At 53.4% G+C, this 15,589-nt stretch carries 14 protein-coding genes; 13 read left to right on the forward strand and 1 reads right to left on the reverse strand.

The genetic code is table 11. From position 1 onward, the window contains the following. The first annotated feature begins 415 nt into the window (after positions 1–415). The 13 genes from H8527_RS01470 to H8527_RS01530 all read left to right on the forward strand — a co-directional run bounded on the left by H8527_RS01470 (position 416) and on the right by H8527_RS01530 (position 14,635). Positions 416–766: an NADH-quinone oxidoreductase subunit A gene (locus H8527_RS01470; protein ID WP_187545009.1), complete on the forward strand. Its 351-nt coding sequence runs from the start codon at positions 416–418 to the stop codon at positions 764–766. Beyond that, positions 757–1,395 (forward strand): NADH-quinone oxidoreductase subunit B, encoded by a 639-nt coding sequence (locus tag H8527_RS01475; RefSeq protein ID WP_187545011.1) that lies wholly within the window; start codon positions 757–759, stop codon positions 1,393–1,395. Before H8527_RS01470 ends, H8527_RS01475 begins: the two co-directional genes overlap by 10 nt. Next, positions 1,395–3,197 carry an NADH-quinone oxidoreductase subunit D gene (locus H8527_RS01480; protein ID WP_187545012.1) on the forward strand — a complete coding sequence of 601 codons (1,803 nt, stop codon included), beginning with the start codon at positions 1,395–1,397 and terminating at the stop codon, positions 3,195–3,197. The genes H8527_RS01475 and H8527_RS01480 overlap by 1 nt, the downstream gene beginning before the upstream one ends. A 74-nt stretch (positions 3,198–3,271) precedes the next feature. Beyond that, on the forward strand, positions 3,272–4,351 hold the full coding sequence (locus tag H8527_RS01485) for a complex I subunit 1 family protein (protein ID WP_187545014.1): 1,080 nt from the start codon (positions 3,272–3,274) through the stop codon (positions 4,349–4,351). Between the two features lie 25 nt (positions 4,352–4,376). Further along, on the forward strand, positions 4,377–4,844 hold the full coding sequence (locus tag H8527_RS01490) for a 4Fe-4S dicluster domain-containing protein (protein ID WP_187545016.1): 468 nt from the start codon (positions 4,377–4,379) through the stop codon (positions 4,842–4,844). 18 nt (positions 4,845–4,862) lie between these two features. Then, positions 4,863–5,381, forward strand: coding sequence for an NADH-quinone oxidoreductase subunit J (locus tag H8527_RS01495; RefSeq protein WP_187545017.1), 519 nt, complete (start codon positions 4,863–4,865; stop codon positions 5,379–5,381). A gap of 24 nt (positions 5,382–5,405) precedes the next feature. Continuing rightward, positions 5,406–5,714 carry an NADH-quinone oxidoreductase subunit NuoK gene (gene nuoK, locus H8527_RS01500; RefSeq protein ID WP_187545019.1) on the forward strand — a complete coding sequence of 103 codons (309 nt, stop codon included), beginning with the start codon at positions 5,406–5,408 and terminating at the stop codon, positions 5,712–5,714. A 21-nt stretch (positions 5,715–5,735) separates the two neighbouring features. Continuing rightward, entirely contained in the window at positions 5,736–7,706 is a 1,971-nt protein-coding gene (gene nuoL, locus H8527_RS01505; protein ID WP_187545021.1) for an NADH-quinone oxidoreductase subunit L, read from the forward strand. Positions 7,707–7,716: 10 nt separating this feature from the next. Further along, positions 7,717–9,252, forward strand: coding sequence for a NuoM family protein (locus tag H8527_RS01510; protein WP_187545022.1), 1,536 nt, complete (start codon positions 7,717–7,719; stop codon positions 9,250–9,252). A gap of 30 nt (positions 9,253–9,282) precedes the next feature. After that, a complete protein-coding gene (locus H8527_RS01515) occupies positions 9,283–10,767 on the forward strand; it encodes an NADH-quinone oxidoreductase subunit N (protein WP_187545024.1) in 1,485 nt (494 codons plus the stop codon). An 88-nt stretch (positions 10,768–10,855) separates the two neighbouring features. Next, the gene (locus tag H8527_RS01520) at positions 10,856–12,208 is read left to right on the forward strand and encodes an MATE family efflux transporter (RefSeq protein WP_187545026.1); all 1,353 of its coding nucleotides are present in this window, start codon (positions 10,856–10,858) and stop codon (positions 12,206–12,208) included. Between the two features lie 104 nt (positions 12,209–12,312). Then, on the forward strand, positions 12,313–13,638 hold the full coding sequence (ffh, locus tag H8527_RS01525; RefSeq protein ID WP_187545028.1) for a signal recognition particle protein: 1,326 nt from the start codon (positions 12,313–12,315) through the stop codon (positions 13,636–13,638). Between the two features lie 112 nt (positions 13,639–13,750). Then, positions 13,751–14,635 carry a bifunctional 5,10-methylenetetrahydrofolate dehydrogenase/5,10-methenyltetrahydrofolate cyclohydrolase gene (locus H8527_RS01530; protein ID WP_187545029.1) on the forward strand — a complete coding sequence of 295 codons (885 nt, stop codon included), beginning with the start codon at positions 13,751–13,753 and terminating at the stop codon, positions 14,633–14,635. Positions 14,636–15,101: 466 nt separating this feature from the next. Here the strand turns inward: H8527_RS01530 and H8527_RS01535 are convergent, their stop codons facing one another. Next, positions 15,102–15,554, reverse strand: coding sequence for a DUF5606 domain-containing protein (locus H8527_RS01535; protein ID WP_187545031.1), 453 nt, complete (start codon positions 15,552–15,554; stop codon positions 15,102–15,104). Positions 15,555–15,589: the final 35 nt, after the last annotated feature.

Here is a 15,589-nt window from a genome sequence, read left to right on the forward strand (position 1 = left end):
TGAATCTTGAGTATCCTTTATAGCGACAAATACGAGATTATTCGTTTTGCTGCAAGGTCTACTTATCAAATCAGAACAGCAGAGAAAAGAGAAAATGCGAAAAAGTTTTGGGGATTTTCTTGAAAATGTTGTATCTTTGCACCACCAAAGACGAACGAAAGTGAACAAAGGCAATGATGATGGGGCGACATTTTTTATGTTATCCTCTACAAATCAACTCATTAAGATGAACAAGTATTGTTCATCACATTTGTTATGCGTCCGCACTTCGGGAGAAATCCGCCCGTAGCCGCGGACTTTCGTCTTTTATGGCCTTTCTCTCGTTTTTTTCGTGAGCTTCTTTCGTTACCACTCTTCGGCTGCAATTCTTTCGTTACAACAATAAACAATTTAAATAACAACTCACATTAGAGCTATGAACTTTACCTTATTTGTCACCGCTTTGCTGACAGGTCTCGGGTTTGTCGGACTTGTGACGGTGCTGGCGCGACTGCTGGCTCCTCGCAGTTTCAACCCGCAGAAAGAGGATCCGTTCGAATGTGGTATCCCGACACGTGGGCGCTCCTGGATGCAGTTTCGCGTGGGCTACTATCTCTTCGCCATCCTCTTCCTGATGTTCGATGTGGAAACGATGTTCCTCTTCCCTTGGGCCGTCGTGATGAAGACGCTGGGTAGCGCCGCACTTCTAAGCATCGCTTTCTTCTTGTTCATCTTAGTTCTGGGCCTTGCTTATGCCTGGAAGAAAGGAGCGTTGGAATGGCAATAAAGAAATCTCCTGTCATCAACAATATTCCCTACGAAGAATTTCAAGACAACGAAACGCTTGAAAAGCTCGTTGAGGAACTCAACCAAAATGGTGTGGGAGTGATGGTCGGCAGTCTCGACACTCTCATCGACTGGGGGCGTAGCAATTCACTCTGGCCGCTCACATTTGCCACTAGTTGCTGCGGCATCGAGTTTATGGCTGTGGCTGCTGCACGCTATGACATGGCACGTTTCGGCTTTGAAGTAACGCGCAACAGTCCTCGTCAGGCCGATGTTATTTTGGTCAATGGTACCATCACCACCAAGATGGCACCGGTATTGAAGCGTCTGTACAACCAAATGGCCGACCCCAAATATGTCGTGGCCATCGGAGGTTGCGCCATCTCGGGCGGTCCTTTCACCAAGAGTTATCACGTGGTGAAGGGGGTCGACAAGATTCTTCCGGTCGATGTCTACGTGCCCGGATGCCCGCCTCGTCCTGAGGCGTTCCTCTACGGAATGATGCAACTCCAGCGCAAAGTGCGCGTCGAAAACTTCTTCGGCACAACCAACCGCAAGGAAAGCGATCCTTACAAGGAAGAAATGAATGAACAGTATGTCGAACTTCTCAAACAACAGGAGGAAGCCTAATGGATTTAGAAAAAGATTTGACTCCCGCAGCCGAACAACCTGCTGCACCTGCAGAAAGCCCCAAGGCCTCCCCTGCTCCTGCTGTTGAACCCGCGGCCGCCGCTCCCACAGCCCCGAAGGAAGAGAAGTCGGAAACCACCATAGAAGCAAAGCCTGAACTGGCTGCCACCACGGCAAAACCGGCTGCCCCACGTCCGGCAGCGGCTCGTCCGGCTCCTGCTCCTGCCAAACCAGCCGACAACAAGTTTGAGCCCGAAGTAGTGGCCCCGGCTGACCTGCACCAACGTCTGGCTGCCCTGAAAGCCGAAGGCTATGGTCTGCTCGAGAACCTCACCGCCACCGACTGGGGCGAAGAGGGAATGGGCGTGATTTACTCTCTCGCCAATCCCGAAACCTTCAAGATGGCACACGTCAAAGTGGTGGCCGAGGACAAAGAGACGCCCTGTCTCGACAGCGTTTCGGACCTTTGGGACATTGCCAACATCTACGAGCGCGAAGCCTATGACTTCTACGGCATCATCTTCCTCAACCACCCCGACCTGCGCCGCATTTTCCTCCGCGAAGACTGGAAAGGCTATCCTTTCCGCAAGAACTATGACGAGAGCGAAAATCCCGAAATTCCCGAAGGCGATGAGCCCATTTCGGACCTTGCCGTAAAGTATACGCGCAAAGAAGACGGCACGCTCCACAAGGAAGAAACGCCCCTATTTGCTGAGGATGATTATGTCATCAATCTCGGTCCTCAGCACCCCTCCACCCACGGAGTGTTGCACTTCCGCACCCGTTTGGAAGGTGAAATCATCACCAAACTCGACCCGCACCTCGGTTATATCCACCGTGGTATAGAGAAGATCAGCGAACAGCTCACCTATCCGCAGACCCTCGCCCTCACTGACCGTATGGACTACTTGGGCGCTATGCAAAGCCGTCATGCACTCTGTGCTTGTATCGAAAAGGGACTGGGCGTGGAAGTGAGCGACCGCGTACAAGTGATTCGCACCATCATGGACGAATTACAACGTATCGACTCGCACATTCTCTTCTTCTCCTGCCTTTGTCAGGACTTGGGGGCTACTACGGCTTTCCTCTATGGGTTCCGCGACCGCGAGAAAATTCTCGACATTTTTGAAGAAACCTGCGGCGGCCGCCTCATCATCAACTACAACATGATTGGTGGTCTGGCGCACGACTTGCATCCCAACTTCCAGCGTCGCGTCAAGGAATTTATTCCCATGATGCGCGAAAACCTGAAAGAATATGACGATATCTTCACAGGCAACGTCATCTTCCGCAACCGTTCTATCGGTGTGGGTACGCTCAGCAAGGAGCAAGTGATTTCCTATGGTTGCACCGGTCCTACGGGACGCGCTTCGGGTTGGCACAACGACCTGCGCAAGCATCGTCCCTATGCTGCCTACGATCGTGTCAACTTCAACGAAGTGGTGCGTAGCGAAGGCGACAGCCATGCCCGCTACTTGGTGCGTTTGGACGAGATCCGCGAGTCGCTCTCGATCATCGAACAGCTCATCGACAACATCCCCGAAGGCAACTATGCCGAAAAGATGAAGCCCATCCTCAAGATTCCTGCGGGCACTTACTACCACGCTGTGGAAGGAAGCCGCGGACTCTTTGGTGTGCACATCGAGAGCAAAGGCGACAAGATGCCCTACCGTCTGCACTACCGCGCCACGGGGCTGCCCTTGGTGGCCGTGATGGACACGGCTTGCTCGGGCAACATGATTGCCGACTTGATTACAATCGGTGGTACGGTCGACTACGTTGTACCCGACATTGATCGATAATCACGTTCGTCCTCTCAAGACACTAAAAAGTTTACAATTTTTCCAGACTACTGGTTTACCAAATCTCAAATAATATGTTTGACTTTTCAGTCGTAACGTCATGGCTGCATGGTGTGCTTTCGGGTGCTATCGGCGACAGTTGTGCTGTGCTGGTGGAGAGTGTGTTGGTGGCACTGGCCATCGTCACAGTCTATGCCATCTTGGCGATGATTATGATTTATGCGGAGCGCAAAGTGTGTGCTGCTTTCCAATGTCGCATCGGTCCCGACCGTGTGGGTAAATGGGGCTGGTTGCAGGTCATCAGCGATGTGCTGAAGATGATGACCAAAGAGGTCATCAACCTCCGCAAGACCGACCATTTCCTTCACAAACTTGCCCCGTTTTTAGTGGTAACGGCTTCGATGACCACTTTTGCTTGTCTGCCTTGGAACAAGGGAGCACAAATCATCGACTTCAACGTCGGCGTTTTCTTCTTCCTTGCCGTGGGTAGTATCGGTGTAGTGGGCATTTTGCTCGCCGGTTGGTCGTCCAACAACAAATATGCTCTCATCGGTGCTATGCGCTCGGGCGCACAAATCATCTCCTATGAGCTCTCCATCGGTATGGTGATGCTCACGATGATTGCCCTCACCGGCACGATGAGTTTTTCTGAAATCTGCCAACAACAAGCCGTCGAGGGTTGGAACATTTTCCGTGGGCATATCATTGCCATTCCGGCCTTTGTGGTCTACCTCATTGCGGGTAATGCCGAGTGCAACCGTGGTCCGTTTGACCTCCCTGAGAGTGAAAGTGAGTTGACCGCAGGTTACCACACCGAGTATTCAGGTATGGACTTCGGTTATTACTATCTGGCCGAATACCTCAACATTGTGGTATGTGCCGGAATGGCCAGCACCATCTTCTTAGGCGGATGGGCCCCCTTGGTCGTACCCGGTCTCGATGGTTTCAACGAAGTGATGGCTTTGATTCCCGGCTTTGTTTGGTTCATCGGCAAGACTTTCTTTGTCGTAGCGCTCCTTCTTTGGGAACGTTGGACCTTCCCCCGCTTGCGTATCGACCAAATTCTCACGCTCGAATGGAAGTATCTCATTCCCATTTCCATGGCACTCCTCGTGGGTATGTCGCTATTGGTAAGTTTCGGTCTTACCCTCTAACCTCCTCCTAAAAAACAAAGAAATTATGGAACAAAACAATTATTTCGCTGGTCTGATAGGGGGAATTAAGAGTTTGTGCACGGGTCTGAAAGTGACCATGCGCGAATTCTGGACTCCTAAAATCACCGAGCGCTATCCCGAAAACCGCAAGGAGAACAAGATGTTCGACCGCTTTCGTGGCCAACTCATCCTTCCTCACAACGAACTCAACGAGCACAAGTGTGTGGGTTGCGGTGTTTGTCAAATGGTGTGCCCCAACGACACCATCATCATCGAAACCGAAATGGTGGAAACCGAAGAGGGCAAGAAAAAGAAGATTCTCAAGAACCACATTTACGACCACGGCAAGTGCATGTACTGCATGCTTTGCGTGACCAGTTGCCCGCATGGCGCATTGGACTTCGACAACGAATTTGAATATGCCGTTTTCGATCGTGCCAAGCTCGTCAAGCACCTCAATCATCCTGGTTCTAAGTGTCAACCCAAGAAGTAATGCCCAAATAGAAAAACAATGAACGCTTACAATATAATGTTTGTCATCTTGGCCGTGCTGATTCTCTGCTCTTCCGTTGCCACAGTGGTCACCAAGAGCATCATTCGCGCTGCCACCTATCTGCTTTTTGTGCTTTTGGGCACTGCAGGGCTCTATTTCCTCCTCGGCTACACTTTCCTTGGGTCAGTTCAGACAATGGTCTATGCCGGAGGCATCATCGTGCTTTACGTTTTCTCCATTCTGCTCACCAGTGGGCAACAAGAAAAACTGAGTCAGAACTCTGCCCTCAAAACCCTTGCGGCCATCTTGCTGAGTTTGGCTGGTTTTGGTGTCGTTGTCGGCATTTTCTGGGCTCATGGTTTCATCGGTGCCGAGACGCTCAGTGCACCTTCCGAAGCCGCCACTCCCTCGATGAAGGAAATCGGTGGCTATATGCTTTCGACGGGTCGTCACGGCTATCTGCTCCCATTCGAAGCCGTTTCGGTATTGCTGCTGGCCTGCATCGTGGGTGGTCTGCTCATTGCTCGGAAACGATAATCGCCCCTAAAACCAAACAGAATTATGATACAGATAGAATATTTCCTCGTTATCGCCGCTTTCATGATGTTTGCCGGGGTCTATGGTTTTCTGACCCGCAAGAGCACTTTGGCCATCCTACTGAGCATTGAACTGATGCTCAACGCTGCCGACATCAATTTTGCGGTCTTCAATCGCTTGCTCCACCCTGCCGGACATGAGGGCTTGTTCTTTGCCATTTTTGCCATTGCTATTGCAGCTGCCGAAAGTGCCATTGCCATTGCCATTATGATCAACATTTACCGCCAGTTGCAAAACATCTCTGTCGACAAACTCACAAAGATGAAATGGTAACATTCAAAGAAAATTAGCACAATGGATTATACAATCTTTATCCTCTTATTGCCCCTCTTCTCTTTCCTCCTTATCGGTGTGGTCGATATGGACATCACGAAGACGGGACGAGTGTGGAGTCACAAGGTGGCGGGATTGATTGGCACAACCTCTTTGGCCATCGTTACCGTTCTTTCCTATCTCGCGGCCTACCAGTATTTCACGGCTGAACGCCTCGCCGATGGCACATTCCCTACGATTGTGCCCTACAACATCACGTGGTTGCCACTCGGTTCGCTTCATTTCGACTTGGGCATCTTGCTCGATCCCATTTCCGTGATGATGCTGATCGTGATTTCCACCGTTTCGCTCATGGTACACCTCTATTCGTTCGGCTATATGCACGGCGAACGTGGTTTCCAGCGCTATTATGCTTATCTTAGCCTCTTCACGATGTCGATGCTCGGACTCGTACTCTCTACCAACATCTTCCAAATGTATCTCTTCTGGGAGTTGGTGGGTGTTTCGTCCTACCTGCTCATCGGCTTCTACTACACCACGGCTCCGGCTATCGCTGCCTCTAAAAAGGCATTCATCGTGACCCGCTTTGCCGATATGTTCTTCTTGGTCGGCATTTTGGTGTTTGGCTATTTTGCTCACTCTTTCAATTTCTCATTCGCCGGTACAGTGCAGATGGGTGAAGGAGCAGCAGCTTTCATCCCAGTTGCTATCAGCAAAGAGGTTGCCGCTGCCGGTTTCCTCATTCCCAGCGCCTTGGTACTGATGTTCATCGGCGGCGCGGGTAAGAGTGCCATGTTCCCCCTCCACATTTGGCTCCCCGATGCTATGGAAGGCCCAACTCCAGTTTCGGCCTTGATTCACGCCGCTACGATGGTCGTGGCCGGTGTATTCCAAATCGCCCGCATGTTCCCCATGTGGATGGAATATGCTCCCGACAGCCTCTCTATCGTGGTATGGATAGGTGCTTTCACCGCTTTCTATGCCGCTGCCGTGGCTTGTGCCCAAAGCGACATCAAGCGCGTACTGGCATTCTCCACCATTTCGCAAATCGCCTTTATGATGGTGGCACTGGGTGCTTGTCTGCCCGGACACCATGGAGCAACAATCGACAATCACGCGTCGTTGGGCTACATGGCCTCTATGTTCCACCTCTTCACCCACGCCATGTTCAAGGCCTGCTTGTTCCTCGGCGCCGGTGCCATCATCCACGCAGTTCACAGCAATGAGATGAGCATGATGGGTGGTCTGCGCAAGTACATGCCCATCACCCACATCACCTTCTTGGTGAGTTGTTTGGCGATTGCGGGTATTCCCGGCTTGAGCGGTTTCTTCTCGAAAGACGAAATCATCACCGCCTGCTTCGAATACAGCCCCGTGCTCGGTTGGTGGATGACAGCAGTCGCTGCCATGACCGCATTCTATATGTTCCGATTGTACTACGGTATCTTCTGGGGTACGGAAAACGTGGAAGCTCATGCCCACCACACTCCTCACGAGGCGCCTTGGACGATGACCCTTCCCCTCATTATTCTCACCGCCATCACCCTCGGTGCCGGCTGGTTGCCCTTCGGACACTTTGTGAGTGCCAGCGGCGAAGCCTATGACATCCATCTGAATGCGCAAGTTGCCATCACCAGCAGCGTGATTGCCATTATCAGCATTGGTTTGGCTACGTGGATTTTTGCGGGAAAGAAGCAGCCCATCGCCGAAAAGATGTATGCCGCTGCCCCCCGACTCCACCATTGGGCTTACAAGCGTTTCTACCTCGATGAGGTTTATCAATTTGTAACGCACAGAATTATCTTCAAGCGCATTTCTACCCCCATCGCTTGGTTCGACCGCCACATCATTGATGGTTTCTTCGATTTCTTGGCTTGGGGCACCCACCGCCTTTCAGCGCTCATCAAAGACCTGCAAAGTGGAAGTGTTCAAAAATACGCTTTTGTGTTCCTCCTTGGTGCGCTCATCCTCTTACTCATCATGATTTTCTAAATCCAACAATATGAATTTTCTCTCGATATTCGTAATCATTCCCTTGGTGATGTTGCTGGGTCTTTGGTTGTCCCGCAGCCTCAACCAAGTGCGAGGTGTGATGGTAGCAGGTAGCACCGCCCTTTTGGCACTCTCCGTCTATCTCGTTTTCGCGTTCCTCGACGCACGCGCTGCTGACCCCACCAGCGAAATGCTTTTCGTCAGCAGCATTGAGTGGTTCCCTCCCCTTCACATCAACTACACCGTCGGTGTCGACGGCATCAGCGTAGCGATGTTGTTGCTCTCGGCCATCATCGTCTTCACGGGAACTTTTGCCTCTTGGCAACTCAAACCGCTCACCAAAGAATACTTCCTTTGGTTCACCCTCCTCTCTATGGGTGTGTTCGGCTTCTTTATCACCATCGACATGTTCGCCATGTTCATGTTCTACGAAATTGCCCTTATTCCCATGTATCTCCTCATCGGAGTTTGGGGTTCCGGCAAAAAGGAATATGCGGCCATGAAGCTCACCCTTATGCTCATGGGTGGTTCTGCCTTCTTGATGTGTGGTATTTTCGGCATCTTCTATGGTGCAGGTGGACAAACGATGAACATCATCGACATTGCCAACCACACGAATGGCGCTCATGCCATCGCCTCCGGCTGGCAAATGCTTTGGTTTCCCATGACCTTTGTCGGTTTTGGTATCCTCGGTGCACTTTTCCCTTTCCACACGTGGTCGCCCGATGGTCACGCTTCCGCCCCCACAGCAGTTTCGATGCTTCACGCCGGCGTATTGATGAAACTCGGTGGCTACGGCTGTTTCCGCATCGCTATGTATCTGCTTCCTGAGGCCGCCAACGAACTCAGTTGGATTTTCCTCGTGCTCACCGGCATTTCCGTAGTCTATGGTGCTTTCTCGGCTTGCGTACAAACCGACCTCAAATACATCAACGCCTACTCTTCCGTGTCCCACTGCGGTTTGGTGCTCTTTGCCATCTGCATGAACACCACCACCGCCAGCACAGGAGCCATCCTTCAGATGCTCTCTCATGGATTGATGACCGCCCTCTTCTTTGCGCTCATCGGCTTCATCTATGGCCGCACCCACACCCGCGACATCCGCGAATTGGCAGGTTTGATGAAGATTATGCCCTTCCTCGCCGTCTGCTACGTCATTGCCGGTTTGGCCAACCTTGGTCTGCCCGGTCTCTCCGGTTTCATTGCTGAAATGACCATCTTCGTGGGTTCGTTTGAGAACACCGGTACGTTCTACACCACGATGACCATCATTGCCTGCACTTCGATTGTCATCACGGCGGTCTACATCCTTCGCTTGGTCGGCAAGATTCTCTATGGTGTCCCCACCAACGAGCATCACCTCCAACTGACCGATGCCACCTGGGACGAACGTTTCTCGGTCATCTGCCTCATCCTCGCCGTTGCTAGTTTGGGACTTGCGCCTTTCTGGGTGAGCAATATGATTGAAACCGGCGTTGCCCCCATCATCAATCACATCCACAGCGCCGGCAGTCTGCTGCAAAGCGTCAGCAATCCTTTCTTGTAATCTCCCTAATTCCACCAAACATTCACTAACATGGATTATTCTCAGTTTCTCAGTATGCAAGCTGAACTCTCTCTGTTGGCGGTGATCGTCATTCTCTTTGTGGCCGACCTCTTCATGTGTGCCGACCGCAAGGGTGGCAAGGGAGTCTACAACACCCCATTGCCCGTCATTCTGCTTGCACTCCATACGCTCCTCAACCTCGTCCCCGTTTGTCCGCTCACGGGAGCCTGCCGCGCCACCACCGGCGAAGCCTTCGGTGGCATGTACGTGGCCACACAGATGGGAGTTATCGTCAAGACCGTGCTCAACGTGGGCACCATCGTGGCCTTCTTGATGGCTCACAAATGGCTTTCGCGCGAAGAAAACCTCGTCAAGCAAGGGGAGTTCTACCTCGTCACCCTCTTCACCCTTTTGGGGATGTACTTTATGATTTCGAGCGGTCACTTCCTGATGTTCTTCATCGGTCTCGAACTCGCCTCCGTGCCCATGGCGGCCATCGTGGCGTTCGACAAGCACCGCTACGAAAGCGCAGAAGCCGCGGCCAAGTTCATCTTGCTCGCCCTCTTCTCCGCTGCCCTCCTGCTCTATGGCATTTCCTTTGTCTACGGTGGAGCCGGAACCCTCTATTTTGATGCCGTCGGCTCTCATGCCGTGGCCGGACAGCCCTACGCGATTTTGGGATTGTTACTCTTCCTCACCGGGATGGGCTTCAAAATCTCCCTCGTCCCCTTCCACCTTTGGACAGCCGACACCTACGAAGGTGCTCCCACCACCGTGACCGGCTATTTGAGCGTCATCTCCAAGGGTAGTGCAGCCTTTGTGCTGTTCACCATCCTCATCAAAGTGTTCCCCTCTTTGGTGAATGAATGGAACACGGCCTTCGTTTGGCTCATCATTGCCTCCATCACCGTGGCCAACCTCTTCGCGCTTCGTCAGAAGAATTTGAAGCGTTTCATGGCTTTCTCGGCCATCTCTCAAGCCGGCTACCTCGTGCTGGCCATTATGGATGGTACCGCACAAGGCATGACTGCACTGGTGTTTTACCTGCTCGTCTACATGGCGGCCAACCTCGGTGCATTTGCCGTAATGAACGTCATTGAGCAAAATAGTGGCAAGATAGGCATGGACGACTACAACGGCCTCTACAAGACCAACCCTCGCCTGGCCTTCCTCATGACACTCTGCCTCTTCTCTTTGGCCGGTATTCCTCCCTTTGCCGGTTTCTTCTCGAAGTTCTTCGTGTTCATGGCCGCCTTCAAGGCCGGATGGCACTGGGTGGTACTCGTAGCGTTGATCAACACTGTTATCTCGCTCTATTACTATCTGCTCATCGTCAAAGCCATGTACATCAACCCCAACGACACCCCCATCGCCACCTTTAAGAGCGACTGCTATTCTCGCACCGCCCTCTTTATCTGCGTGGCCGGCGTACTCTTGTTGGGCATCATCGGCGGTTTCTACAACTACATCGACCGGTTTGCTTTCGGGCTCGACCATCTCTTCGTCAGCCTATAAGCCTCCGATCATCTCTTTGACAAGGAGACAATGCTCTGTTTCTCTCACAGAGAGGAGCACGCGTTGTCTCCTTTTTTATGCAATTCTCATGGCAACAACCCAAATTTCTCCCTCGCGCCGATTCTCCCATCGCGAGATTTTGACCATAGCCTTCCCCATCTTGCTCAGTTCGCTCGTCGAGCAGATTGTGGGCATGACCGACACCGCCTTTTTGGGGCGTGTGGGCGAAATCGAACTCGGAGCTTCGGCCTTGGGCGGCATCTTCTTCATCTCCGTCTTCATGCTCATTTGGGGGTTTTGCTCAGGCGCACAGATTTTGATGGGACGCCGCAATGGAGAACAAAACTTTGCCGACATCGGCACCGTCTTCTACCACAGCCTCGGCTTTCTGCTCCTGCTCTCCACGCTGATTCTCATCGCCACCCTCGTCTTTGCCCCCACTGTGCTGCGGCTCATCATCTCTTCGCCCGAGGTGTGCGAGGCCGCGTGGGACTATCTCTACTGGCGCATTCTGGGCATCCACTTCACCATGGTGGCCTCACTGTTCCGCGCCTTCTATGTCGCCACCACCCGTACCGGTGTGCTGCAACTCAACTCGGTGGTCATGGTGGCGTGCAACGTCCTCTTCGACTATCTCCTCATCTTCGGTCACTGGGGATTTCCTGAACTGGGCATTGCCGGTGCCGCCATCGCGTCGAGCCTGTCGAGTGCATTTTCCATGCTCTTCTTCATCGTCTACACCCTCTGGCGAGGCGATGCTGCGCACTATGCCCTCAATCGTCTGCCCCGCTTCCGTCCCCGCCTGTTGGGCAAGATGCTCAATGTGAGCGTGTGGATGATGGTGCAGAGCTTCCTCTCTCTCTCCACGTGGTTCATGTTCTTCATCGCCATCGAACACCTCGGTTCGCGCGAACTGGCCGTTACAAATGTGATGCGCTCCATCTCGGGCTTCACCTATATGAGCCTTATGGCCTTTGCTTCGACCGCCTCCACCCTTACTTCCAACCTCATCGGCGCCGGCAACTTCTCTGCCGTACGCCCCATGATTGGGCGCGTTGTCCGCCTCGCGGCCTATCTGCTCATCCCCACGTGGGTGATTATCTGCCTTTTCCCGGCTGCCGTGCTCAGCATCTTCACCAACGATGCCACACTCATTGCTGCCGGTATCGTCCCCTTGTGGGTGCTCGGGTCGAGCTATCTCTTTCAGGTTCCCGCGCAAATCCTCTTTATGAGCGTCTCCGGCACGGGCAATACCCGCACGGCTCTATGGGTAGAAATCTTCTCCCTCATCATCTACTGCACCTTCGTGTGGGGGATGGTGCTCCAACTTCGCTGCAACCTTGCCGTCGCCTGGACCTCCGAGATCATCTACGCTTTCTTCATCCTGCTCCCCTCCTATGCCTATATGCGCTGGGGCAAGTGGCACCGCAAGCAGATTTGAGCCATCGCGCACGCCCTTTTCCAGCTTTCCTTTGCCCATTCCGCGCAAAAGTCGTATTTTTGCACGCACAACTCCCATCGTCTCAACACTGAAAATTACCCCTTATGTTCGATAATCTCAGCGAAAGACTCGAGCGGTCTTTCAAAATCCTCAAAGGTGAAGGCCGCATCACCGAAATCAACGTGGCCGAAACCCTCAAAGACGTGCGACGTGCCCTCCTTGATGCCGACGTCAACTACAAAGTGGCCAAGAGTTTCACCGACACCGTCAAGCAAAAAGCACTCGGACAAAACGTGCTCACCGCCGTGAAGCCTTCGCAGCTCATGGTCAAGATTGTACACGACGAACTGGCTGCGCTGATGGGTGGAGAAGCAGCCGACCTCCGTTTGGAGCACCGACCTTCCGTCATCCTCATGGCCGGCCTCAACGGTGCGGGTAAGACCACCCTTTCGGGAAAACTTGCCCTTTTCCTCAAAACGAAGAAGAACCGCCGACCGATTCTCGCTGCCTGCGACACCTATCGTCCTGCCGCCATCGAACAGCTCCGTGTGCTGGCTGAACAAATCGAGGTGCCCATCTTCATGAATCTCGAAGAGCGCGACCCTGTCAAAATCGCGACCGATGCCATTCAAGAAGCCAAGGCCAAAGGCTACGACACCGTCATCATCGACACCGCCGGCCGTCTCGCCATCGACGAAGCCCTGATGAGTGAGATTGCAGCAGTCAAAGCCGCTACCCAGCCCGACGAAACCCTCTTTGTCGTCGACGCCATGACAGGACAAGATGCCGTCAACACCGCCAAAGAGTTCAACTCCCGCCTCGATTTCGACGGCGTCGTCCTCACCAAACTCGACGGCGACACCCGCGGCGGTGCAGCACTCTCCATCCGCTCCGTGGTCGACAAGCCCATCAAGTTTGTCGGAATGGGCGAAAAGATGGACGCTCTCGATGTGTTCCACCCCTCCCGCATGGCCGACCGTATTCTCGGCATGGGCGACATCGTCAGCCTCGTCGAGCGCGCCCAAGAGCAATACGACGAAGAGGAAGCTCGCAAGCTGCAGCGTAAGATTCAGAAAAACCAGTTCGACTTCAACGACTTCCTCGCACAGCTCCGCCAAATCAAGAAGATGGGCAACATCAAGGACCTCGCCGCCATGATTCCCGGTGTGGGCAAAGCCATCAAAGACGTCGACATCGACGATCGCGCCATCCTCGGTGTCGAAGCCATCATCCTCTCCATGACGCCCTACGAACGCCAGCACCCCGAAGTCCTCAACGGCTCGCGCAAAGCCCGCATCGCCAAGGGGTCGGGCAAGACGGTGCAAGATGTCAACCGCCTGCTCAAGCAGTTCGACCAAACCCGCAAAATGATGAAAATGGTCTCCGGTGGAGGCCTCAAACAAATGATGGGGCGCATGCCGAAGTTTTAAGCTGCCGCCCCTGAATCCAATAGACGTTGGCACAACAGCACACCGCTGTGCCCAACGTCTATTTTGCTACCCTACCCTCTTTCTCTCTACCCACCTCTAACCCCTCAACACCATGCCTACCCTCATCGACGGCAAAGCCACAGCCACCCAAATCAAAGCCGAAATCGCACAACAGGTCGAAGCCCTCGTGGCCGCAGGCCATAAGCGTCCCCACCTCGCCGCCATCCTTGTGGGCAACGACGGCGGCAGCGAAACCTACGTTCGCAATAAAGTACTCGCCTGCGAAGCCTGCGGATTTGAAAGCACCCTCATCCGTTTCGAAGACACCGTCAGCGAAGCCGAACTCCTCAGCAAAATCGACGAACTCAACCACGATGCTCGCATCGACGGCTTCATCGTCCAGCTGCCCCTCCCCCGCCACATCGACCGCCAGAAAGTCATCGAGTCCATCGACCATCGCAAGGATGTCGACGGCTTCCACCCCATCAATGTCGGCCGCCTCGCCATCGGCCTGCCCTGCTTCATCAGCGCCACCCCATTGGGCATCCTCACCCTCCTCCGGCGCTACGGCATCACCACCGCCGGCCGGAAGTGCGTCGTAGTGGGGCGCAGCAACATCGTGGGCAAACCCATGGTGCAACTCATGCTGCAGAAAGAGCACGGCAACGCCACCGTCACCTGCGTCCACTCCCACACCAAAAACCTCACCAGTGAATGCCGCGAGGCCGACATCCTCATCGCCGCCATCGGCCGCCCCGGCTACATCACGGCCGATATGGTCAAACCCGGTGCCACCGTCATCGATGTCGGCACCACCCGCGTGCCCGATGCCTCCCGCCCCTCCGGCTTCCGCCTCTCGGGCGATGTCGATTTTGAGAGCGTAGCCCCCGTAGCCGGGGCCATCACGCCCGTTCCCGGTGGTGTCGGCCCCATGACCATTTGCATGCTCATGCTCAACACCCTCGCCGCTGCACAGAAGACCTACTATCCCGACTAAACGCATGGACAACGGCTTCCGCTTTTCAGACGTTTTCCTTCTTCGAGGAAGACACAACAAAGATTTCCATCTAAAAAGGTGGAAATCGGACGTCAACCATTTCTGAACATCTACTCAAAGGGGCAAAAGTTTTCTCCGAAGCGTGCAAACTTCGTTAGGTCACGCGCAAACTATAAACCAAGGTTTGGTTTATATAATTCAAGGTTTGGTTTATGTAATTCAAACTTTGGTTTATATCAACCAAACCTTGAATTAAAGAATTTCTTTGTTGTAATGAAGTTTCCGACGTTCGTAGTTGACTTTGCGACGTTCATAGATGACTTTGCGACGCTATCGGGAGATAACGCTGCCCGAGAAAGGAAGAGCTACAAGCAAGAAAAATCCCCGAGCCACATCAGTGTGGTTCGGGGATAATTGTGCGGCTTTCGACCGCCTTAAAGAAAGATGGATGCCTTGCGGCCAAGATTTATGCCTCTTCGGCAGGAGCGGCAGCGGATTCAGGAGTTTCTTCGGTGGCGGGAGCCGTGTAGAAATCTTTGTAGCCGGCTTTGGCGAGGAGGTTGTACCACTGCACGAGTTTGCGGATGTCGCTCAAGTGGACGCGGTCGCGATCCCAGGCGGGGAGGGCAATGTTGTCCATGAAGTCGGTGAGCTGCGCTTCGGTAGCGGTTTTGTGAGAAAATTCGGTGGGAGCGCCATTGAGGGCATCGCTGATGTTCTGGAAGACGAGCATGAGCGAAACGTCCTCGGCTTCGGTGTACATCGACACATCAGCGAGGGAGGTGACGCGGTCGCGTGCTCCGGCGGGAAGGCGGCGGTGGGTTTCGTCGATGGCTTCGACAATGAGGTTGCCGTTGCCACGTGCAACGAGTTTGTAGAGACCGGGCTTGCCGGCAATGGCGAGAAGGGTTTCTTGCATAATTGAGTTGTTTTGTTTCTGTTCGGAGTAGATGT

Origin of the sequence: Alloprevotella sp. Lung230 (assembly GCF_014385435.1) — a bacterium.
Taxonomy (GTDB): domain Bacteria; phylum Bacteroidota; class Bacteroidia; order Bacteroidales; family Bacteroidaceae; genus Alloprevotella.

Excerpts from the sequence above, each read along its gene's own strand:
- H8527_RS01535 (WP_187545031.1), bottom strand. The coding sequence starts at position 15,554 with ATGCAAGAAACCCTTCTCGCCATTGCCGGCAAGCCCGGTCTCTACAAA.
- nuoL (WP_187545021.1), top strand. The coding sequence starts at position 5,736 with ATGGATTATACAATCTTTATCCTCTTATTGCCCCTCTTCTCTTTCCTC.
- H8527_RS01475 (WP_187545011.1), top strand. The coding sequence starts at position 757 with ATGGCAATAAAGAAATCTCCTGTCATCAACAATATTCCCTACGAAGAA.
- H8527_RS01470 (WP_187545009.1), top strand. The coding sequence starts at position 416 with ATGAACTTTACCTTATTTGTCACCGCTTTGCTGACAGGTCTCGGGTTT.
- H8527_RS01495 (WP_187545017.1), top strand. The coding sequence starts at position 4,863 with ATGAACGCTTACAATATAATGTTTGTCATCTTGGCCGTGCTGATTCTC.
- H8527_RS01490 (WP_187545016.1), top strand. The coding sequence starts at position 4,377 with ATGGAACAAAACAATTATTTCGCTGGTCTGATAGGGGGAATTAAGAGT.
- H8527_RS01510 (WP_187545022.1), top strand. The coding sequence starts at position 7,717 with ATGAATTTTCTCTCGATATTCGTAATCATTCCCTTGGTGATGTTGCTG.
- H8527_RS01480 (WP_187545012.1), top strand. The coding sequence starts at position 1,395 with ATGGATTTAGAAAAAGATTTGACTCCCGCAGCCGAACAACCTGCTGCA.
- H8527_RS01485 (WP_187545014.1), top strand. The coding sequence starts at position 3,272 with ATGTTTGACTTTTCAGTCGTAACGTCATGGCTGCATGGTGTGCTTTCG.
- H8527_RS01520 (WP_187545026.1), top strand. The coding sequence starts at position 10,856 with ATGGCAACAACCCAAATTTCTCCCTCGCGCCGATTCTCCCATCGCGAG.
- H8527_RS01530 (WP_187545029.1), top strand. The coding sequence starts at position 13,751 with ATGCCTACCCTCATCGACGGCAAAGCCACAGCCACCCAAATCAAAGCC.
- nuoK (WP_187545019.1), top strand. The coding sequence starts at position 5,406 with ATGATACAGATAGAATATTTCCTCGTTATCGCCGCTTTCATGATGTTT.
- ffh (WP_187545028.1), top strand. The coding sequence starts at position 12,313 with ATGTTCGATAATCTCAGCGAAAGACTCGAGCGGTCTTTCAAAATCCTC.
- H8527_RS01515 (WP_187545024.1), top strand. The coding sequence starts at position 9,283 with ATGGATTATTCTCAGTTTCTCAGTATGCAAGCTGAACTCTCTCTGTTG.